The organism is Catenulispora yoronensis, from assembly GCF_039531695.1.
GTDB classification, from domain to species: Bacteria; Actinomycetota; Actinomycetes; order Streptomycetales; family Catenulisporaceae; genus Catenulispora; species Catenulispora yoronensis.
This window is the reverse complement of record NZ_BAAAQN010000056.1, coordinates 1-19,564: the sequence shown is the minus strand read 5'-3', so window position 1 is coordinate 19,564 and position 19,564 is coordinate 1. Positions and strand designations below refer to the sequence as shown.

Below are 19,564 nucleotides of genomic sequence, written 5' to 3'. Positions count from 1 at the left end.
ATCGGCGCGCTCCGTGCATCAGAATGCACGTATGGGCGAGAGCTATGACCGGCTGGCGGCGATGATCGTCAAGGCCCGGGAGGCCAGGGGATGGACGCAGTCCGACCTGGCCGGCCTGGCCTACGTCACCGACACGGTGATAGCGAAGGTGGAGGCCGGGCGGCCGCCGAACCTGGTGGCGCTGCGGGCCGTGGAACAGGCGCTGGGCTGGCTGCCGGGCATGTTCGACTTCGTCCTGGGGCCGGACGCGGGGTCGTTGCCGGAGCCGGTGTCCGCCGAGGGCGCCGACGCCGAGGACGACGGATCCTCGGAGTTGCGCGAGCTCACCGCGGACAGCTCCATCGAGTGGGCCTGAGGGCGCCGGGCAAGGCCGGGCAAAGGCCGGGCAAAGCCTGGGCAAGGTGGTCCTGACGGCAGGCGCCGACTTCCAGGAAGTGATGTCCGTTGCCCGAATACCGGCTAGATTACTAAGGACCCTGAGCGTCACCCCGGGTCACGACACTGAACTTACTCACCCAAGCTCCGGTGGAATGGCGCTTCGCGGAGGGCGGATCTGGATGCAGACACGGTCGGCGCAGCCTCCGCAGGCGTTCCATCCGGCCCGGATCGGGCCGTACGAGGTGCTGCGCCGGCTCGGCGCGGGCGCGATGGGCGAGGTGTACCTGGCCCGGTCGGCGACCTCCCGGCTGGTGGCGGTCAAGACCATCCGCGCCGGACTGGCCGAGCACCCCGGCTACCGGCGCCGGTTCGCGCACGAGGTGGACGCCGCCAAGCGGGTCAGCGGCGCCTTCACGGCCGCCGTCGTCGGCGCCGACGCGCACGGCGACCTGCCCTGGCTGGCCACGGTCTACGTGCCCGCGCCGTCGCTGGAGGAGCTGGTGGCGGCCTGCGGGCCGATGGAGGTCGCGGCGGTGCGCTGGCTGGCCGCCGGCTGCGCCGAGGCCCTGGAGTGCGTGCACCGGGCCGGCCTGGTGCACCGGGACTTCAAGCCGGCCAACGTCCTGGTCACCGCGGACGGCCCCCGGGTCATCGACTTCGGCCTGGCCCGCTCCGACGGGCTGCCGCAGGGCACCGTCGCCGGGATGGTCCTGGGCACCCTGCTCTACATGGCGCCGGAGCAGGCCAACGGCGACCCCGCCGCCGGGGCGCCCGCCGACGTGTTCGCGCTGGGCGCGACCCTGTACTACGCGGCCACCGGCAACGCCCTGTACCAGGAGACGAAGGCGATCGGGCCGGTCCTGCAGATGATGCGGGAACCCCCGGACTTGTCGGCGGTCCCGGAGGAGCTGCGCGGCCTGCTGGGCGCCTGCCTGGCGCTGCGCCCGTCCGACCGGCCGACGCCGGCCGGGCTGATCGCGGCCCTGTCGCCGCACCTGTCCGCCGACCAGACCGCGCTGCCCCTGCCCGCGCCGGTCCTGGAGTACATCGAGGACTACCGCAGGGAGCAGATGGAGCTGCTGCGCAAGCCCCGGTCGCGGCCGGACGCCGACACCGTCGTGGTGGGCCAGGGCGTCGACGCCGACGAGGCCGGCTTCCCCCGCGCCGACGGCGAGGCCGCGGCGGACGGGGCCGAGGACGGCGCCGACGACCCGCGTCCCCGCCACCCCTCGCTGCTGCCGGTCCGCGCGCTGTCGCCGCGCAGCCGCGCCAAGAGCCGCGCCCGCGCCCGAACCCGCGGCCGAGCCCGCCGCCGGCGGCACTGGGCCACCGGCCCGGCCGTGGTCGCCGTCGGCGTCACCCTGGCCCTGGCCGCGGCCGGCATCGGCGCGGTGCTGCTGGTCGGCGCGGTCCGGGTCGGCGGCACCGACCACGCCCGGCTCACCGCCGCCGGCCCGATCAGCCCGGGGACCGGCTCCGCGACCGGTCCGGCGGGCCCGGCCACGGTCGCCCAGGCCCGGGCCCGGCAGGCCGCGCCGCCGCCGTCCCAGGCCGCCCCGCCGCCCGCCGGCCCGCCCCCGACGGACTCGCCCCCGCCCGGCAGCAACCGGGGCTCCGTGGTCCCGAACCCGCCGCCCCCGCAGAACGGCGACGGCCAGGGCCCGCCGCCGCAGGGGCCGCCGCCCGGCGCGGCCACCGAGGTCAACGGCGTCCGCCTCGGCGTCCGGCCACCCTTCGGCGACCCGACCACCACCTTCGTCCTCAACGGCCACGGCTGGCCGTCCGGCGCCCACATCACCGTGACGATCGTGGAGGCCCCCTCGGTCCCCGCGGTCGAGACCGTCGCCGACGGCGGCGGCGACTTCAGCGTCGCGGTCAACCAGGGCGCCGGCGCCGTGACGCTGGCCGACGGCCGCTATCACGTGCGGGCCTCGTCGAGCGCGACGACCGAGACGGTGTCGTTCGTGGTGGGTCCGCCGCTGACGCCGTGAGGGGCGCCGGTCCCGATCAGCCGCCCCCGATCTCGCCCATGATCAGCCGCCCCCGATCTCGCCCATGATCTCGCCCAGCAGGGTGCGACGCAGCTGCCCGACGACGTCCACCGACTCGGCGGCCAGCGCCAGCCGGCGGCCGATCAGCTCGTCCGCCTGCCGCGCCGCCAGCTGCACCTCGCGCGGCGGCAGCACGACCTGGAGCTCGCCGAGCACCGCCGTGGTGATCGACACCAGCTTGGTCACGCCCTGGGCCTGGTCGGTCAGCCAGTCGCCGACGTCCGGCCGCCCCAGGTACGCCGCGAGGTAGCCGGGCTCGACGACGTTGCCGCAGCGGATGCGGAAGCAGCCGGTGCCGAACAGCCAGCCGTCCTGCTCGGGACGCACCAGCGCCCGCCGGCCCATCTCGCCCCGGCGGGCCAGGACGATGTCGCCGGTGCGCAGCCGGAAGCTGTCCAGCCGGCGCGCGGTCTCCTCGGCGACGTATTTGACGCGGTCGGTGCACAGGACGTTGTCGCCGATGTCCTGGGGCATGACGACCGGAACACCGGTGGCGGTGTACATGGCGCCGGTGAGCGCGGTGCCCGAGGGGCCGCCGCGAATGGGCTTGTCGGGCCGGTCGGTGGGGCGGTCGGTGGCCTCCGACAGCAGCGTCGCCAGCCGGACGATCCGCCAGGACGAGGGGACCTTGCCGCCGAAGGGGTCGTCCTGGCGGGGCCCCGAGGTGTGCAGGCCCTGCCAGGACGAGGCGGCGCCGGAGATGAGCGCGTCCAGGCCCCTGGTCTCCTCCGCGATCTCCTCGTGGCGCCGCAGCAGGACCTCGGCCCTGGGCGGGGCGAGGGCGGCCGGGCCGCGCGCGACGTGCCGTCCGGGGGTGAGGACGAACCCGGACTTGTCCAACTCCTCGAAGGAGACCGACCCGGCCTGCACCCGCTGGTCCTTCCGGTGGTCGTCGACCCGCGCGGAAGTCCGCCATTTCATCAGCGCGTCGATGATGGCGGCGATTTCCTCTTTGGCGAGTTCGCGATCTCCGCGCGCTTTCCTGGTGCCGGCCCGGGTCGCGTCGATGAGGAGCACCTGACGCCGCCCCGCGGGATGTTTGCGATTCTTTGCCAGCACCCACATATGCGGCGCGACGTCGGTTCCGGGAAAGAGCTGAGGCGGAAGGGCGATCACCGCCTCGACGAGATCCTTTTCGAGCAGCCGGCCGCGGTGGGCGGCCTCGCGCGCCGATCCGGCCGCCGTGGCCGGCAGGACGATCACGGCGCGGCCGCCGTCGGCCAGCACGGCCAGCGCCCGGTGCAGCCATCCGAAGGCGCCTTCGGCGGCGGCGCCGGCCCGGTGGGACGACGGGTTGAACGGCGGATTGGAGAGCACGAAGTCGAACTCCGGGTACGACAGCGCCGTCTCCGGCCGCAGGACCTTGGCGACCTGGCCCTGCAGGTACATCGCCGACGAGGCCAGGGCCCAGGCGGTGGTGTTCAGGGCCTGGCCCACGACGGACTTCAGCCGGTCGTTCCCGCGCGCGGCCGCCGCCAGGATCCCCCCGCTGCCGCAGGCCGGGTCGTGGACCGTGCTGCCGAAGCCGGGCTGGACCAGCGTCACCATCAGGTCGGCGACGACGCGCGGGGTGTGGAACTCCCCGGTGCGCAGCTCACCGCCGCGCGCCAGGTCCACGAGCACGGCTTCGAAGACGTCCACGAAGCGCTCGGGGGAGTGGCGGTCGATGGCCCTGACGACCGCGGCCAGCCACGGCATGTCCGCGCTGAACCGCGCCGCCTTGGCCAGCTCAGGGGCCTGGCGGTGCAGCAGCTCCTCCAGCGCGCCGGCCAGGACGCGCTGGTCGACCGCCACCTTCTTCACCGTCTGCCAGTCGCTCCGGGACGGCGCGTGGGACCACGCGGTCCACCGCAGCACCATGATCGCCGCGATGGCCGGCAGGTCCCGGTTGGCGTCGCCCTGGCGGGCGTTCGTCCGGTACGCGGCCAGGACGTCCCTGGCCACGTCCTCGATCGTGGGCTGCTCCGGCATCGGCCCGGCTCCGTTCACCGCGCGCGCAGCGCCGCCGCGACGGCGAACGCGGCGACGGCCACCGGGACCGCGAGCGCGGCGAGGCGGACCGTGCGCCCGTTGTCGTTGATGGCGAATTTCAGGAGGTCGGCCAGATACTTCATGGTGGTCCCACTTCTGTCGGCGCTGCGAGAGTCGGGCTCGCAGCGACACTGCGACATTTCTCAGAGGCATTCGTTAGAGCGGGCACTTTGGTGTGCTTGAATGACGGATACCGTAACAGCGCTCAGTCGCTCTCGCGGCGCAACGGTCGAAGCGCGGAGAAATCGCAGAAGTGCTGCGACCAAAGAGATACTGGTCAGTGCGAACCAGCCCACGACGACAGCCTGCCGGTCTCGGCGACCCTGCGATTCCGCCGCGGGCGATGCGGGCGGGAGCATGGTCTGATCAGACCGCTGATATCTGGTGCTGTGTTGTGCTCAGCCACAGGTCCTGGCGGTTATGGCGATCTTGGCGCTCGTCGTGCTCGGCGGTCCTGGCGCTCATGGCGCTCGTCGTGCTCATGCGGCGCCCGCCGTGCCCGCCGTGCCCGCGCTACTACCCCTGCTACTGCCCCTGCTTCTGCCGCGCGACCGACAGGGCCTGCTGATCGGCCAGCGCGATGGCCAGCTCGCCGGCCGCGTTGGGGTGCAGCGGCGCGCGGTCCTTCGGCCCCTGCACGAACGACTCCGCGCTGCACAGCGTGTGCCCCGAGAACGACGGGCGCACCGACAGGAAGCCCGCCGCGTCGGCGCCCTGCCGCAGCGCGTCGTTGAGCTGGTCCAGGTGGTTCTGGAGCGTCTTGACCTTGGCCGGGTCGGCGCCCTGGCGTCCCAGGCAGCCGATGTCCGACCCGAACGGGTCGTAGTACTGGTTCACGATCACGGTCGGATGGTTCGGCAGCGCCGCGAGCTGGGTGAGCAGATCGCGGTAGTCCAGCACGAACTGGGCCATCTGCTGCTGGATGTAGGCGTCGGTGGCGCGGTCGTCGCAGCTCGGGCTGACCGCGCACAGCTTGGTCAGGTCCACCCAGTGCAGGTCGTCGGCGCCGATGCTGACCATCACCACCAGCGCCTTCGGCGCGCGCTCCAGCTGGGCGATCTGCGGCTGGGCGGTGAGGCCGCCGGACTCCTGGGGGCCGAGCAGCCCGGTGCGGATGGTCGCGCCGGAGCAGGCGAGATTGAGCACCCGCCAGGCGTTCACCGCCGCCAGCTGCTCGGCGTAGGAGTCGGCGCTGCGGCCGCAGGCCTGGTCCAGGGCGTCGGGCCGGGCCAGCGGCCGGTTGCCGATCCCGGCCGCCGTGGAGTCGCCGACCACGACCGCCTCGACGTCGCCCAGCGAGGGGCCGACGGCCGGCGAGCCGGGCGTGGAGACGCTGTGTCCGACCAGGTCGGACAGGGAGTGGACGTTCCGCAGGGCGTCCGGCGTCCCGGAGGCCAGCAGGCTGAAGCCCACGAGGTTGACCACCGTCATCGCGACCGTGCCGCTCGCCAGCACCGCCGCCGTCCGGCGCAGCGAGTAGCGGCGCAGCCCGGTCACCGCGGCCAGCACCAGCACCACCACGCCGGCCGACACCGCGCCCTCCCAGAGCGCGTACCGCAGCCACCCGGCGGCCAGCTGGCGGCCCATGGTGCCGGCGCCGCCGTGCTCGTCGGAGCCCAGCAGCTGCGCCAGCTCGGCGTTGGCGGTGATGTGGGTCAACCGCAGCCGCGGCCGGACCGGGCCCGGGAAGCTCGGCTCGGTGGAGATCGTCTGCCCGAACAGATCGAGCTCGCCCGGCCCGGAGAGCCCCCACCCCGGCGACGCCGCGCCCACCTCGACGGTCTGTCCCCCGGTGCTCACCGACTGCAACGGCGTGATGCGCACCGCGGTCCACAGCGCACCCATCAGCAACGCGACCGCGATCACGGGGACCACGAGGGCTTCCGCCCCCCGACGCCAGGACAGGAGCGTCGGACGCCGGCTGGTGATGGTCGTGAATCGGGCCGAGGACATGGGAGAGGCATACCCGCGTATTCGTGAGGCTCACGGTGATGATGGAGTCGGTGCTGCGTTCAGCCTTCGAAAACGAACCCGGCCAGGGGCAGATGCACCTTCCATCCGAGTGATTCGTACAGGGCGCGGCCCTCGATGGTCGCTCCGAGGACGGCGCTGTGCGCGCCGGCTGCGAAGGCTTCGTTTTGCAGGGTCCGCATGACGGCGCTTCCCAGGCCTTTGCGCTGGTGGGCGGGGTCGGTGGAGATCTGGTCGATGGTTACGGTGGCGCCGTTGGGGCTGTGGTGGCTGTGTCGGCTGTCGTGCCCGGCGTTGTTGTCGCGGTTGTCGCGGTTGTCGCGGTTGTCGCTGTTGCCGTGCCCGGCGTGCCCGTACTGCCCGGCGGCGGCGAGCGACCCGTCGGCGGCCAGGATCCGGACGCGGGTCACGCCGTCCGCCGTCCCGGTCGCCGCCGTGTAGCCGTCGGGCAGGCGGACGTCGCTCGGCGACAGGTCGACGGCCATGATCCAGCCCGGCGCGTCGTCCCGCCAGGCCGGCGTCAGGAACGGCCGGACGTCCTCGGGCTCGACGAACGTCTTCAACCACGTCGCCGGCTCGGACACGGCTGCCGCCAGCGAACGCACCACGGCTTCGCCGGGTTCGAACACGACATGCCGCACCACCTGCCGCGGCTGCCCGACGTCGACGCGCAGGCCCCACTCCGTCGGCACGGGCCGCGGCGTCCCCCGGGACACCACCCAGCCCCGCACCCACGCCGCGGCCAGCTCGGTCTCGACCTTGTCCACGACCCCTCCACTGTAATGAGCGAAATTACCTATCGCACATTACTAGAGCGTGCCCTCCGCATGGCTGCCCAGCAGGCTCATCACGGCGTCATACGCCTGCTTCGCCCCGGTGTGGATCTCCTCGCCCTGCCGGCGGTAGTCGGCGAGCACCTCGACGGCGTCGCCCAGCCGGTCCGACGCGATCTGCCGCTGCTCCTCCACCCGGCGGCGGTTCGCCTCCGCCTGCCGACGGCCGCTGCCGGGCGAGTCGGCCTCGACGGCGCGCTGGATGTCGGCGTGGACGGTGGCGAGGGTCTGCGCGAGCGGGGTGGCGTGGTCCAGGACGATCGGAGGCTGCCAGGGGATGGAGACGGTGAGGGTGGTGGGCAGTTCGGTGGTGCGGGCGAGGAGGGCGTCGGCGAGCGTCGCCAGCGGGCGGGCCAGGGCATTCAGAGCCGTGGTGCGTCGGCCGGCCGCCGCCTCGGCGGTGTCGAACAGGTCGGCAAGGAGAACGCCGGCCGGGAGGCCCACGCTCATGGTCCAGACAACGGGCTGCGGGGAGTCGTCGCGCAGCGCTGACCGGCGCGCGCGGGCTTCCAGCTCCGCAGCCCTGCGCAGAAGCTCGATCTCCGGAGTGCTTCCCTCTTCCACGAGGGCGGTGATGAGCGTTTCGAGCGATGGGTTCGGGGCGGGCGTGTCGTGGTCCTGAGCTGCCGCGTCGGCCGTTGGTCGCGGCGGCGTGCCGTTGAGCGCGTCGTACAGCGTCGCCAAGCTCCGGCCGGCAACAGCGGCATCGCGGAGGGAGTCCTCAACGGCCTTCGAGCGGAGGTTGCGAATGCGAGGGTCGTCGGCCTGGCGGGGGAGCGGGTCGGATCCGCCACCGAGCGCATCGAGCGCCTTCTCCAACTCCCCCGACTCGACCGACGCCGTCAGCCCGCCAAGCCATTCGCTCAACACCGCGCGCCCTGCCGGCCCATACGCGCCCGCGCCATAGGCGAGCCAGAGGCAGCGCGTCGCAAGGGTCAACTCCGCGGCGTCAGCCACCTTGGGCAACGCCACCCTGAGCCAGGGCTCTGCCTCTGCGCCAGCTCCGCGCGCGCCGAGAACCGCGACCAGGAAGACAGCGGTGCGATAGGCATCACGCCGCGTCGCCTCCGCGAGAAGCTCCGCCGCGGTGCTGTCCTGGACGCCCTCGCCATAACCGTCGCCCTCGCCCCCGCCCCCGCCCCCGCCGAGCAGCGCGATCAGCCCCCGAACCGCCGCCGGCAACCAGTACCCCGGCACATCAGCCACCCCACCCACCGCCGGCACCGCTCCACCCCGCCCGCTCAAAGCCCCAAGATGCGCCCGCACAAAACCCCGCACCGCGGCAGCCGACCAATACTGCTCACACTCACGCCGCAACGCAGCCGCATCCAGAAAAGCATCAAAAGCCTGCGACAACCCCTCCACCCGCGCCGCCAAAGCATTGATCCGCCCATCCGTGGTCCGAATCTGCCCCGCCAACCGCGCATCAGCATCAGCCGCAGCACTCGTCGCCGCCTCCGTAGCCCGCCGCACATACGCGTCCTCGGACTCAAAGTATCCCCGCCGCCCCGTCATACCCGTCCCCTTCGCCGATCGTGCCACCGCGTCCGTTCGTACGTTTATCAATCTGCCACGAACGGGGGAGGGCCCGTCCCCGGAGGGGGGTCTTATGATCAGCGTTACGTCGGGGACGGCTACGACTACCTCCGGCTTCTGCCAGGAGTGCTCTGCGATGAGGAGCGCGTGCCCGATCGGCGTCCGGTAGGGCAGGGTTCTCGCATAACCGCTGGTGAGGGGGGTGGTGTCGCTGGACTGCCTTTCGGGACCGCTACCCCCGTGGTCGGGGTCCCTAACCTCACCCACCCCCCTTCGTCGCGTACGCCAGCAGGCTGTCAGTCCGACTGTGCCGACGCTATCGGCCTGGTCCGACAGCAACTTGCGACCGTGGAGCAGTTGAGGGCTCCATAGGGCGTCTCCGAGCGGAGTCGGACGCCGGACTGATCGAGGAGGAGGCGGACTACGTAAGTCGCCTTCAGAAGCTCACGGCGCGGAAGCGTAGTCTGGCGATGCTGCCTCAGCGCGCGGACTCATGGGAGGAACGGCCGTCCGGCAAGACCTGGGGTCAGTGGTGGGCGGAGACCGACGATCCGCAGGCGCGCCGGGAACTACTGGTAGACGCCGGGGTGCGCGCCGAGGTCGGGACGTCGCTGGGCAGGAGCCAGGCCGGCCCGCTGAACCTCTTATTTCCGAAGCATCGCCTCGTTGACGCCGAGGTACCCGTGTTCTCGCCTGATGACCCGCAGTGGCACGTCTTCGACCTTGTGGCGTTCCGCGCGTCCCTAAGGGCCGTGGTAGCGCTGTGTCGGTCCTCCTTGAGTCCCCGTTAGCCGGTCGGCTGGCGGGGGCTTTCGCCGTTGCCGAGGAAGATGAGCACAGAACCTTAGCTGCCACGACGGCTGTTCCCCTTCTGACCGCGATTCCGTGGCAGACCGACACCCGTTCGTCTGCGTCGAACTCCAGCGGTACGCCGTGGTCCTCTATGACGAGGATGCGGGTCCGGCCGTTCGCGGTGGCCGACCCGATGACCTCAACCCACACGCCGGAACTCCAGTCGAAGACGAAGGCTCCAAGGGGCACTGATGGCGCCGGTAGCGTTACTCGGTCAGCGGGGAGGTTCATGCAGGCTCGCAGTCCGAGACCTTGACCCACTCCTCAACCCCGCCCAAGGGCGGCCGGAGGATGGCGCGGCCGTCCGCGAGGTAGCCGAGGACTTCGTACTCACGTCCGTTGAACCGAACGCGGGAACGAGCTGCGGTCACGGACTTCGCCGGCTGGAGGTTTGCTGCTGTGTCGGTCATGCCACTTAGCGTGATCTGACCCGAGTACGCTTCCCAATAGGCAGAGGTTTTCAGAGGTTTTCATCTTCCCGAGGTCAGGGGATGCCGGATCAGAACCCTGTGAGTGCAGAGGACCTGATGGCTGCTCGCGAGGCAGCCGGTATCAGCCTGTCTACCATGGCTGTGCGGTCGCACTTCACCCTTGGGCATCTGAGTAACGTTGAGGCTGGCAGACGCAGGCCAACGGCAGCCGTGATTGCTGCCTACGAACGGGAGACAGGCGGACCGGTGCAACGCAGATCGTTCCTGGCGCTGCCTTCCCTGGTGCTACTCCCAGACGTACCCGTTCCTCATGCTGAGTCCGGTCGGATCGGTCCGAGCACTATCACTCGTCTGAACGAGCGGACCGCGAGACTCCGTCAGATGGACAACTACCTCGGCGGAGCCGACACCTACCGCATGTTCCTTGCGGAACTGGAGTCCTCACGTCTGTTGGCCAGGACCGCGACCTATGACGAGCCGACCGGGAAGGCTCTGGGGTCACTCATCGCCGAGCAGGCGCAGCAAGCTGGCTGGTCTGCATTCGACGCGGGATGGCAGGCCCAGGCGCGGGAGCTGTACGCCTTCAGCAGAGGGACAGCGACGGAGGTCGGGGACGAAGCGCTCACCGGGAACGCTCTGGCGTTCTTGGCCTACGGTGCGGAGACGGATGCTGTCGCAACGGCTTCAGCAGCCGTGGAGCATGCGACCCCTGGAGTGCCGGCCACGGTGCGGGCTCTCCTGCTTGAGCGTCTGGCATGGGCTCACGCGGTTGCCGGGGAAGCGACCGAGACGCAGCGGGTTCTAAACGCGGCTCAGGAGGCCCTTGGCCGTGACGACGGCTCACCCGTCCCGGATTGGGCGGCATGGGCCGACGGCACAGAGCTTCAGATCATGACCGGCCGGTGCTGGGCTCAGCTCAGGCAGCCCAAGCGGGCCGTTCCTGTCCTGGAGGACGTCCTGAGCGGGTTCCCCAACGCCTATGGCAGAGACAAGGCGCTGTACCTGACATGGCTTGCCGAGGCGTACCGCGACGCTGGAGAGCCCGACCAGGCCGTTACCGTGCTGGGGAAGGCTCGTTCCCTGTCGGCTGAAGTGGCATCCGTCCGGCCGCGTCAGCGCATCGAAGAGGTAGCGGCAACCTTGATCAGGCGGTAGCAGTGACCGTGGTGGAGATCCACTCGCCGTAGTGCTTGGACACGGCAACGAAGGGAACCGCCACGACTTCGGGTTTCTGCCACGAGTGTTCCGCGACCAAGAGCGCTTCCAAGTCAGGGAAGCGGTCAACCGCGGTCTTCAAGATGAGCTGCCACTCTTCACCCTCGCCGAGTTCGCCGAGGTGCCAGAAGACGGAGCCAACCGGGCCGATGATCTGAGCCCCGGCCGCTAGCCGAGCGGCTACAGCCGACTTCCCAAGCCGTACAGCTTCCTCGCGGGTCTCGGTCGCCGTGGTTACCTGCACGTAGTCCGTCATGTGTCACGAGGGTAGCGCCCAGCTTAGGTGCTGTCCGAGTGCGCGTCATCATTCGCCATTTGCAGGGCCTCAAATGGCTGTACCTCAATATCGGCACCCAGTATCGCTTGCGGCTCGGCGTCGCCTCCGACCATCATGCAGTGTCTGCGACGGCCCCCGACGATTAGCCCGTACTGGGCAATCTCCAGGATGCCGCTGGTCAAACCTTTGATAGCGTCGCGCTTCGCCGAATGCGAGACGCCGACCCCGCCAACTACGTCGGTCCAGTCCGTAACGGAGTCGAGGAAGCCGGCGACAGCATCAGCCGCCTCCTCTGGCAGGCCACGGGGCCAGGCCGGGTAAATGACGAGGGTCCCATCAATAAGCGCCCACAGCCCCTCGCCGCTGGTGAACAGCTCAAGCTTCTCACTCAAGGGCTTCGTCGGGTCGGTGATAAACCTGGCCGGGCCTGCCCGCAGGTCCATGTCTTTCACCCACTTTTCGTGCTGGGTCTTGATGCTGCGGAGTCGGTCGCTCGTGAAGTGGTTGACCTGGTCATCGATCTGCTTGTGATGCTTGCTGCACAGCAAGATCAGATTCTCGTAGCCGTCAACGTCAGGGACAACTTCGCTGCCTCTGGGGCCGTTGGCCGACCTGCCAACGATGTGAGCCTCTTCGCCGAACACCGATGGATCATCGGCTGATTGTTCCTCGGTGGCGAGCATCTGACGGCACATGGAGCAGCGACCAGCAGCCCTCACCCAAAGGATCTTCCGAGTGCGGTCGGAAATCGTCACGAGACCACATTATCGGTTCGGGCACGAAGGAGCCGGGCATGCGAAAGGGCCGCCCGAAAGCGGCCCTGACCTGCTGCTACGCTACTTACGAACCCATCCCGATCCACTGCCCGCCCGTGACGTTCAGCACCTGCCCCGAAACGTAGTTCGACCACGGCGAGCACAGGAAGAACACCCCTCCCGCCGCCTCCTCCGGGGTCCCCGGCCGGCCCAGCGGGATCAGGAACGACGTCGCGCCGACCATCGCCTCCGGGATGCCCAGCTGTACGGTCTCGCCGCCGATGGTCATCGTGTTGTCGTCGGTCTTCGCGGCGGTGAGGCGGGTTTCGATGTGGCCGAAGGCCACCGCGTTGACGTTGACCTTGAACTGGCCCCATTCCTTGGCCAGGGTCTTGGTCAGGCCGACGACGGCGGACTTCGCCGCGGAGTAGTTGGCTTGGCCGGCGTTGCCCATGGTGCCGGAGACCGAGCTGATGTTGACGATCTTGCGGAAGACCTCGAGGCCTTGGTCGCGTTCCTGCTTCGCCGGGTCGCGGAAGTACGGGGCGGCGGCGCGGATGGTGCGGAACGGGACGACGGTGTGGATGTCGAGCATGCGCTGGAACCAGTCGTCGGTCATCAGGTGGATCGGGCGGTCCAGGGTGTAGCCGGCGTTGTTGACCAGGATGTCGATCTTGCCGAAGCTGTCGGCGGCCTTGGCGACCAGGGCCTCCGGGACGCCTTCGGCGGTCAGGTCGCCGCCGAAGACCGCGGTGTCGGTGCCGTGCGCCTTGGCGATCTCGGCCGCGGTCTCGGCCGCGACGTCCGCGTCCAGGTCGTTGATCAGGACGCTGGCACCCTGCGAGGCCAACAGGTCGGCGGTGGCCCGCCCGATGCCGCGCGCCGATCCGGTGACGATCGCGACCTTGCCGTCCAGGACTCCCATGCTGCTCCTAGGCTCTTTCGTGAGTGGTTGTGTGCGCGGTGAAGCGGTGAAGCGGTGAAGCGGGTGAAGCGCCGAAGGGCTGAATGGGTGACGGATCCTCCGAGTCAGGACCCTCCGAGTCAGGACCCACGAGTCAAGACCCGTAGACCGCCAGCCCGTCCTTGATCACCACCACGTCCCCCTCCGACGTGGTCTCGAACCCGAACGCGCGGTCGCCGCCGCCCTCGATCCGCCACACCCGGGTGGCGATGTCCCGCCCCGGCCGCACCGGCTTGGCGAAACGTACCGCCAGCCGCTTCAGGGTGCGAGGGTCGGCGTCCGCGACGCCGGTCACGGCGTGCGAGGCGAACGCCATCGTGCACAGCCCGTGGTTGATGATCCCCGGCAGGCCCACCGCGCGGGCGAAGTCCTCGTCCAGGTGGATCGGGTTGTGGTCCCCGGACGGCTCGGCGTAGCGGACCGGCTGGTCGGCGTCGACGTGCTGCTTGGCCTCGCCCGCCGGCTCGCCGGCGCGGACCGCCTCGGGCAGCGCGTGCCCGGGGGCCTGCTCGCCGGCCGGCTCCTGGTCCCGCGCCCCGCGGAAGAACGTGGACATCCACTGCTCGTTCACCGGCTCGCCGTCGGCGGTGCTGGTCAGCGACTTCACCGCGACCACGACGCCGGCCGAGGTCTGCCGCACGCCCACCGGCGCCGAGCGGGTCACCAGCTCCATCCCGGCGGTGATCGGCCGGTGGTAGACGAAGTCCTGCTCGCCGTGCACGAGCATCATCAGCAGCTCGGCCGGGGCCACCGCCAGCACCGCCTCGGCGCCGGACTCGAAGGCCGGCACCACGGCGAACACCGGCGGGGCCAGCTCGCCGGCGGCGTGCTCGGCGATCGGGTCGTTGGTCGCCGCGGCGTAGGCGGCGATCCGGTCCCGCTCGACGGTGAAGTGCTTCGGCTCGGTCCAGACGCCGAGCGCCTCCAGGTTGAAGCTCATTTCCGTTGCCCCCTTGCGGACGCCGCGTCGGCGGAGAACACTGTGACGCAACTGAACGTACCGTAGAACGACGTAACGTTCCAGAGGCCCTACGAGGGGAAAACCGCCATGACTGAGACGCCCGGGCTGCCCGTGGAACTGGCCGGCGCCGACCCGAACGCGCTGGCCGGCATGGTCGGCCAGTTGTCCGACGCCGAACTGCGCGAGGTGCTCGCCGACGGGAGCCTGCGCGGCCAGGTGCTCGACGAGATCTTCCGCCGGATGGGCGACCACTTCCGCGCCGACAAGGCCAAGGGCCAGACCGTCGCGGTGCACTTCGTGATCACCGGCGCCCCGGACGGCGGCAAGGACACCTACCAGGCCTTCATCAAGGACGGCGTCTGCACCACCTCCAAGGAGCTCACCGAGCACCCGCGGGCGACCATCACCGCCGATGGCGTGCCGTTCCTGCGCCTGGTCACCGGCGGTTCCGGCGGCGTGGAGCTGTTCCTGAAGGGCAAGCTGAAGGTCGGGGGCGACATGATGTTCGCCGCGTCCGTGGCGGGGTGGTTCGCGATTCCGGGCGGCAAGTAGCCGATCATGGAACGGACGCGGCGTGCGGACGGCCTCGGGGGGTCGTCCGCACGCCGTTCCGCGCCACGAGCGCGGCGGCCGAGCCATCCGCCGACCCCACCGCCGAGCCCCCCACCGACCCCACCGCCTCACCGATCCGCCGGCTTGATATTCGCGTTGTGCCGGAACACGTTCTCCGGGTCGTACCGCGCCTTGATCTTCGCCAGCCGCTGATACTTCTCCGGCCCGTACGCCGCCACGATCCGCTCCTGGTCCGGCTCGACCATGAAGTTCACGTAGCTGCCCTCGTCCCGGGCGAACGGCCGCAGCGCCGACCAGTACTCCTGCGCCCACGCCGTGTCCGCGCCCAACAAGTCCGGCGTCGGCGCCACGCACGCCAGGTTCACCGTGTACGCCGGCCGCCGCGACCCGCCGAACGCGGTCGCGTCGTCCGGGACCGCCGAGAAGGCGCCGTCCATGCGGAACACCGGGGCGAACGACATCGGCGAGTTCTTCCGGGCCGAGAACTCGGCCATCACCTCGATCGCGCCCTCGGTCATGTCGTTCAGATACAGAGCCCGCTCGTAGGCCAGGATTCCGGGCGGCGCGGCGTCGTCGAGCATCGACTGCAACGCCGTGTACGGCATCGGCGAGACGAAGTCGAACAGCGGGGGCAGCTTCGACCGCGCCGCGTCCACCACCGCCGCGTGCTCCTCGGCGGCGCCGAACCCGGCCAGCAGCAGCGCGTGGCCCGGCGCCAGGTGGTGCTGCTCCGGCACGAACGGCGCCGGCGGCGCGTTCAGCCCGACCCCGAGCAGCCCGCCGAGCCCCGGCGGCAGGTCGGCGATGGTGTCGCGCATCACCGCCAGCGCCTCGACGCCCTGGGCCAGCGGCCAGAACAGCATGGCCGCGTGCACCAGCGGGCCGACCGGGTGCAGCGCGAACCGGAACTCGGTGACCACGCCGAAGTTGCCGCCGCCGCCCCGGATCGCCCAGAACAGGTCGGCGTTCTCGTCCGGCGAGGCCTCCACGAAGGATCCGTCGGCCAGCACCATCCGCGCCGAGACCAGGTTGTCGATCGACATGCCGTGGTCGTGCGTGAGCCAGCCGAAGCCGCCGCCGAGGGTCAGGCCGCCGACGCCGGTGTTGCTGACGGTGCCGGACGGGGTGGCCAGGCCGTGCTCCTGGGTGGCGGCGTCGAGTTCGCCCAGGCGCGCGCCGCCGCCGCAGCGGGCCACCCGGGCTCGCGGGTCCACCGTCACCTGGTTGATCGCCCGCAGGTCGACGACCAGCGAGTCCGGCCAGACGGCATTGCCGCCGAAGTTGTGCCCGCCGCCGCGCACCGACACCTCCAGGCCCCGGTCCCGGGCGAAGGCCAGCGCGGCGGCGACGTCGTCGGCGTCCGTGCACTGCGCGACGATCGCCGGACGGTGGTCGATCGCGCCGTTCCAGACCTTGCGGGCGGCGTCGTAGCCGCCGTCCTCCGGTGTGACGACCCGGCCCTGGAACGCCGGGATGGCTGACCCGAGCTGATCGGACATGGTGCCGGTCCTTCCGCGAGCCCCCGAGACCACCCTGGCGAAGCTGCTTGGAGTGATTGTCCCACTTCGGAGCGTGGCGGGCCCTACTCTGCCGCCTCCGCCTCCTGGAGCACCGACAGCCAGTTCCCGGCCGGGTCCTTGAACCAGGCGATCAGCGGCCCGCCGGCCCGGCTGATCCCGTCCTCCCCGACGCCGGGCAGCTGTTCGAAGGCGACGCCGCGCTCCTTGAGGCCCTTCACCGCCGCCTCGATGTCCGCGACCGGGAAGTTCAGGATGGTGAAGGTCGCCGGCTTGTGCGCCGGGCCCTTGGGATAGACCAGGATGTCGGTGCCGCCGGCGACGTGCAGGTGCAGCATGCCGTTGGTCTCGGTGACCGGGACGCCGAGGACCTGGCTGTAGAACTGCTTGGCGGCCGGGATGTCGTCCACTGAGAAGCCGCTGAAGGCCTTCGTGTTCTCGAACATGATGCGACGGTACTCGCCCGGGCCGACGGATCCGGGGTGCGGCGGCCCGCGCGCCGGGCATTCGGGGGACACGCCGCGGGGCCCGGTCCCAGGTTCCCACCTGGTTCCGGGCCCCGCCGTGCGGTGTCCTTGCCTATTTGGTTTTGCTGTCCAGTCCTACCATGCGGTCCTGCTGTTCAGGCTCGCTGTTTCGTGCTGCTCGGCTCTGGTCACTTCGCCCCGACCGCGTCGGCCACGCCGCCCGGGACCACGTCGCCGACCGGCAGGATCGCGATGTGGTCGGTCTCCTCGGCCAGTTCGATCGCGTGCTCGTCGACCGTCGGCAGCGCGTTCTTGCCCGGGAGCAGGAACACAGTGGCGATCGCGGCCAGCACGCCCAGCCCCGCGCCGACCAGCAGCGCCGTGCCGAACCCACCGGACAGCGCCTGCGCCTGGTTGTCGCCGGTGGCGAACAGGTGCGAGGTGCGGGCCGAGGCCACCGCGGCCAGGATCGCCAGGCCCAGCGCGCCGCCGACCTGCTGGGAGGTGTTCAGCAGGCCCGAGGCCAGGCCGGACTCCTCCTCCGAGGCGCCGGCGGTGCCGGCGATGGTCAGCGCCACCCAGGCGTGGCCGGCGCCGAGGCCGATCACGACCTGCGGCAGCAGCAGGTCGGTGACGTAGCTGCCGTCGGCCGGCATCCCGGAGGCCCACAGCAGTCCGGCGGCCATCACGACCATGCCGGCCACCGTGGTGGTCTTGATCCCGATCCGGGCCACCAGCTGCCCGGCCACCGTGGCCGCGACCACGATCGCCAGCGCGATCGGCACCAGGGACAGGCCGGACTTCAGCGGCGAGTAGCCCAGGACCTGCTGGGTGTACAGGGTCATGAAGAAGAACGCCGGCATCAGGCCCATGACCTGGAGCACCGAGGCGGCGTTGGCGCCGCGCAGCACCGGCCGCCGGAAGATCGACAGCGGCACCAGCGGCACCCGGGTGCGGGCCTCGACCACCACGAAGGCGACCAGCAGGGCCACGCTCACCGCGCCCAGGCCCAGCGTCTCCGGCGAGGCCCAGCCCACCTTCTGGGCGTTGACCAGGACGAACACCACGCCGGCCAGGCCCGCGGTGACGGTGAACGCGCCGGCCAGGTCGAACCCGGTGCGCGAGCCGGTCGGGGCGCCGACCGGCAGCACCCGCGGCGCCAGCAGCGCGGCGGCCACGCCGATCGGGACGTTCACCCAGAAGCAGGCCTCCCAGCCGAACCAGTCGGTGAGCATGCCGCCCAGGATCAAGCCGACGGCGCCGCCGGCCCCGGCCACCGCGCCCCACACGCCCAGCGCCTTGTTGCGCTCGGCCTTCTCGGAGTCGGTGTTGTCCGGGAACGAGATCAGCAGCAGGGACAGCGCGGCGGGGGAGACCACGGCGGCGGCGAAGCCCTGGACCGCGCGGGCGCCGATCAGCCAGCCCGGGGACGGCGAGAGCGACCCGATCAGCGAGGCGACGGAGAACAGGATCAGGCCGCCCATGAACATCCGGCGGCGTCCGAAGTAGTCGGCGAGCCGCCCGCCCAGGAGCAGGAAGCCGCCGAACATCAAGGTGTAGGCGTTGGTGACCCAGGACAGGTCGTTCTGCGCGAAGCCCAGGCCCTTGACCAGCGAGGGCAGCGCGACGCCGACGATGCCGGCGTCCAGGACCAGTACGAACTGGGTGACGGCGAGCAGCGCCAATGCCGCGCCGCGGTTGACACCTCGGGTGCCGGACGCGGCCGGGGCTGCACTTGGTGCGACAGCTGACATGAGAGTGCTTCCCCCTGAAGCGGAAGGTGAATTTCGGTTCCGGTTTTAACGTTGTCGACAGTAGCGGAGGGCACCCTCCGGTTGTCAAGCGGAAACGGAACTCAACTTCCGTTTCTCATACGTCCGGTGTAACGTTCAACCATGGTCCTCACCCAGTCCCCGCCGAACCGCCCCCTGCGCGCCGACGCCCGGCGCAACCGGGAGGCGATCGTCACGGCCGCCGACGACCTGTTCCGCACGGAAGGCCTGGCCCTGCAGATGGACGAGGTGGCGCAGCGCGCCGGCCTCGGGGTGGGCACGGTCTACCGGCACTTCCCGACCAAAGAGGCGCTCACCGCCGAACTGGTCCAGCACCGCCTCGAAACGGTCATCACCCGCGCCGAGAGCGCGATGGAGACCGATGCCTCGGCCGCGGCCATCCGTGCCTTCATCCACTCCATGGCCCGGATGATGGGCGAGGACCTGGGCCTGCGCGAGACCTTCCAGGTCCAGTCGACCGCCGACGCCAAGCGCGAGGAGTGCGCGTACTACAACTGCGAGCTGCACGACCGCAAGTACGCCCTGGTCCGGAAGGCACAGGCGGCCGGGATCGTACGGTCCGACCTGGCGGTGGAGGACTTCGACGCGCTGATGTGCGGGATGGGGCAGTCGATCCTGGCCGGGGGCAATCCGGAGCTGATGGCCGACGTGCTGTTGGTGGGGATGCGGGTGCCGGCCGGTGACACGGCGGGATGCGCGGCGGGTGCGGACGAGGGCGTGGGCGCGGGCGCGAGTGCGGATCGGGCCGCGGCGGCCGCGGACGTCGCCGCAGCTCTGCTCTGAGCCTTGAGCCTTGAGCCTTGAGCCTTGAGCCTTGAGCCTTGAGCCTTGAGAGCCTGTTGTCTTTCCGAACGTGGCTGGTGGTGGGCCATGCTTTGGGGTGGTTCAGGGTTGATCGGTGCATGAGTGCAGGGCCTTCCGTGTAGCTCGATGAGTGTCTAAGTCCTCGAGCGGGAAGG

At 70.8% G+C, this 19,564-nt stretch carries 18 protein-coding genes; 5 read left to right on the top strand and 13 right to left on the bottom strand.

Features of this window, described 5'->3' with window-relative positions; translation table 11 throughout:
• Positions 1–31 precede the first annotated feature (31 nt).
• Together ABD481_RS34905 and ABD481_RS34900 are read left to right on the top strand one after the other, a co-directional pair.
• Positions 32–355 carry a helix-turn-helix domain-containing protein gene (locus ABD481_RS34905; RefSeq protein ID WP_344670116.1) on the top strand — a complete coding sequence of 108 codons (324 nt, stop codon included), beginning with the start codon at positions 32–34 and terminating at the stop codon, positions 353–355.
• A 202-nt stretch (positions 356–557) separates the two neighbouring features.
• On the top strand, positions 558–2,369 hold the full coding sequence (locus ABD481_RS34900; protein ID WP_344670115.1) for a serine/threonine-protein kinase: 1,812 nt from the start codon (positions 558–560) through the stop codon (positions 2,367–2,369).
• A 42-nt stretch (positions 2,370–2,411) separates the two neighbouring features.
• Here the strand turns inward: ABD481_RS34900 and ABD481_RS34895 are convergent, their stop codons facing one another.
• From ABD481_RS34895 to ABD481_RS34870, 6 genes are all read right to left on the bottom strand, one after another.
• Positions 2,412–4,400 (bottom strand): N-6 DNA methylase, encoded by a 1,989-nt coding sequence (locus tag ABD481_RS34895; protein ID WP_344670114.1) that lies wholly within the window; start codon positions 4,398–4,400, stop codon positions 2,412–2,414.
• A 14-nt stretch (positions 4,401–4,414) separates the two neighbouring features.
• Positions 4,415–4,543, bottom strand: a complete 129-nt coding sequence (locus ABD481_RS34890; protein ID WP_344670113.1) for a hypothetical protein — start codon at positions 4,541–4,543, stop codon at positions 4,415–4,417.
• A 442-nt stretch (positions 4,544–4,985) separates the two neighbouring features.
• The gene (locus ABD481_RS34885; RefSeq protein ID WP_344670112.1) at positions 4,986–6,413 is read right to left on the bottom strand and encodes an SGNH/GDSL hydrolase family protein; all 1,428 of its coding nucleotides are present in this window, start codon (positions 6,411–6,413) and stop codon (positions 4,986–4,988) included.
• A gap of 59 nt (positions 6,414–6,472) precedes the next feature.
• Positions 6,473–7,198 (bottom strand): GNAT family N-acetyltransferase, encoded by a 726-nt coding sequence (locus ABD481_RS34880; RefSeq protein ID WP_344670111.1) that lies wholly within the window; start codon positions 7,196–7,198, stop codon positions 6,473–6,475.
• Between the two features lie 42 nt (positions 7,199–7,240).
• Positions 7,241–8,779: a hypothetical protein gene (locus ABD481_RS34875; RefSeq protein ID WP_344670110.1), complete on the bottom strand. Its 1,539-nt coding sequence runs from the start codon at positions 8,777–8,779 to the stop codon at positions 7,241–7,243.
• A 1,100-nt stretch (positions 8,780–9,879) separates the two neighbouring features.
• A complete protein-coding gene (locus tag ABD481_RS34870; protein WP_344670109.1) occupies positions 9,880–10,062 on the bottom strand; it encodes a hypothetical protein in 183 nt (60 codons plus the stop codon).
• Between the two features lie 81 nt (positions 10,063–10,143).
• On the opposite strand from ABD481_RS34870, the gene ABD481_RS34865 reads away from it, so the two are divergent.
• On the top strand, positions 10,144–11,238 hold the full coding sequence (locus ABD481_RS34865; protein ID WP_486323369.1) for an NsdA family TPR-like regulatory protein: 1,095 nt from the start codon (positions 10,144–10,146) through the stop codon (positions 11,236–11,238).
• Here the strand turns inward: ABD481_RS34865 and cutA are convergent.
• From cutA to ABD481_RS34845, 4 genes are all read right to left on the bottom strand, one after another.
• Entirely contained in the window at positions 11,228–11,554 is a 327-nt protein-coding gene (gene cutA / locus ABD481_RS34860) for a divalent-cation tolerance protein CutA (protein WP_344670107.1), read from the bottom strand. The genes ABD481_RS34865 and cutA overlap by 11 nt on opposite strands.
• Before the next feature lie 23 nt (positions 11,555–11,577).
• Positions 11,578–12,330: an HNH endonuclease gene (locus tag ABD481_RS34855; RefSeq protein ID WP_344670106.1), complete on the bottom strand. Its 753-nt coding sequence runs from the start codon at positions 12,328–12,330 to the stop codon at positions 11,578–11,580.
• Positions 12,331–12,415: 85 nt separating this feature from the next.
• Positions 12,416–13,255 carry an SDR family NAD(P)-dependent oxidoreductase gene (locus tag ABD481_RS34850; protein ID WP_344670105.1) on the bottom strand — a complete coding sequence of 280 codons (840 nt, stop codon included), beginning with the start codon at positions 13,253–13,255 and terminating at the stop codon, positions 12,416–12,418.
• 133 nt (positions 13,256–13,388) lie between these two features.
• The gene (locus ABD481_RS34845; RefSeq protein WP_344670104.1) at positions 13,389–14,234 is read right to left on the bottom strand and encodes a MaoC/PaaZ C-terminal domain-containing protein; all 846 of its coding nucleotides are present in this window, start codon (positions 14,232–14,234) and stop codon (positions 13,389–13,391) included.
• Positions 14,235–14,342: 108 nt separating this feature from the next.
• On the opposite strand from ABD481_RS34845, the gene ABD481_RS34840 reads away from it, so the two are divergent.
• A complete protein-coding gene (locus ABD481_RS34840) occupies positions 14,343–14,807 on the top strand; it encodes an SCP2 sterol-binding domain-containing protein (RefSeq protein WP_344670103.1) in 465 nt (154 codons plus the stop codon).
• 128 nt (positions 14,808–14,935) lie between these two features.
• On the opposite strand, the gene ABD481_RS34835 is transcribed toward ABD481_RS34840, so the two are convergent.
• From ABD481_RS34835 to ABD481_RS34825, 3 genes are all read right to left on the bottom strand, one after another.
• Positions 14,936–16,327, bottom strand: a complete 1,392-nt coding sequence (locus ABD481_RS34835; RefSeq protein ID WP_344670102.1) for an FAD-binding oxidoreductase — start codon at positions 16,325–16,327, stop codon at positions 14,936–14,938.
• Between the two features lie 83 nt (positions 16,328–16,410).
• Positions 16,411–16,791: a VOC family protein gene (locus tag ABD481_RS34830; RefSeq protein WP_344670101.1), complete on the bottom strand. Its 381-nt coding sequence runs from the start codon at positions 16,789–16,791 to the stop codon at positions 16,411–16,413.
• A gap of 209 nt (positions 16,792–17,000) precedes the next feature.
• Positions 17,001–18,566, bottom strand: coding sequence for an MFS transporter (locus ABD481_RS34825; RefSeq protein ID WP_344670100.1), 1,566 nt, complete (start codon positions 18,564–18,566; stop codon positions 17,001–17,003).
• Between the two features lie 141 nt (positions 18,567–18,707).
• On the opposite strand from ABD481_RS34825, the gene ABD481_RS34820 reads away from it, so the two are divergent.
• Positions 18,708–19,388, top strand: coding sequence for a TetR/AcrR family transcriptional regulator (locus ABD481_RS34820; RefSeq protein ID WP_344670099.1), 681 nt, complete (start codon positions 18,708–18,710; stop codon positions 19,386–19,388).
• The last annotated feature ends 176 nt before the right edge of the window (positions 19,389–19,564 follow it).

Excerpts from the sequence above, each read along its gene's own strand:
- ABD481_RS34905 (WP_344670116.1), top strand. The coding sequence starts at position 32 with ATGGGCGAGAGCTATGACCGGCTGGCGGCGATGATCGTCAAGGCCCGG.
- ABD481_RS34900 (WP_344670115.1), top strand. The coding sequence starts at position 558 with ATGCAGACACGGTCGGCGCAGCCTCCGCAGGCGTTCCATCCGGCCCGG.
- ABD481_RS34895 (WP_344670114.1), bottom strand. The coding sequence starts at position 4,400 with ATGCCGGAGCAGCCCACGATCGAGGACGTGGCCAGGGACGTCCTGGCC.
- ABD481_RS34890 (WP_344670113.1), bottom strand. The coding sequence starts at position 4,543 with ATGAAGTATCTGGCCGACCTCCTGAAATTCGCCATCAACGACAACGGG.
- ABD481_RS34885 (WP_344670112.1), bottom strand. The coding sequence starts at position 6,413 with ATGTCCTCGGCCCGATTCACGACCATCACCAGCCGGCGTCCGACGCTC.
- ABD481_RS34875 (WP_344670110.1), bottom strand. The coding sequence starts at position 8,779 with ATGACGGGGCGGCGGGGATACTTTGAGTCCGAGGACGCGTATGTGCGG.
- ABD481_RS34870 (WP_344670109.1), bottom strand. The coding sequence starts at position 10,062 with ATGACCGACACAGCAGCAAACCTCCAGCCGGCGAAGTCCGTGACCGCA.
- ABD481_RS34865 (WP_486323369.1), top strand. The coding sequence starts at position 10,144 with ATGCCGGATCAGAACCCTGTGAGTGCAGAGGACCTGATGGCTGCTCGC.
- cutA (WP_344670107.1), bottom strand. The coding sequence starts at position 11,554 with ATGACGGACTACGTGCAGGTAACCACGGCGACCGAGACCCGCGAGGAA.
- ABD481_RS34850 (WP_344670105.1), bottom strand. The coding sequence starts at position 13,255 with ATGGGAGTCCTGGACGGCAAGGTCGCGATCGTCACCGGATCGGCGCGC.
- ABD481_RS34845 (WP_344670104.1), bottom strand. The coding sequence starts at position 14,234 with ATGAGCTTCAACCTGGAGGCGCTCGGCGTCTGGACCGAGCCGAAGCAC.
- ABD481_RS34840 (WP_344670103.1), top strand. The coding sequence starts at position 14,343 with ATGACTGAGACGCCCGGGCTGCCCGTGGAACTGGCCGGCGCCGACCCG.
- ABD481_RS34835 (WP_344670102.1), bottom strand. The coding sequence starts at position 16,327 with ATGTCCGATCAGCTCGGGTCAGCCATCCCGGCGTTCCAGGGCCGGGTC.
- ABD481_RS34830 (WP_344670101.1), bottom strand. The coding sequence starts at position 16,791 with ATGTTCGAGAACACGAAGGCCTTCAGCGGCTTCTCAGTGGACGACATC.
- ABD481_RS34825 (WP_344670100.1), bottom strand. The coding sequence starts at position 18,566 with ATGTCAGCTGTCGCACCAAGTGCAGCCCCGGCCGCGTCCGGCACCCGA.
- ABD481_RS34820 (WP_344670099.1), top strand. The coding sequence starts at position 18,708 with ATGGTCCTCACCCAGTCCCCGCCGAACCGCCCCCTGCGCGCCGACGCC.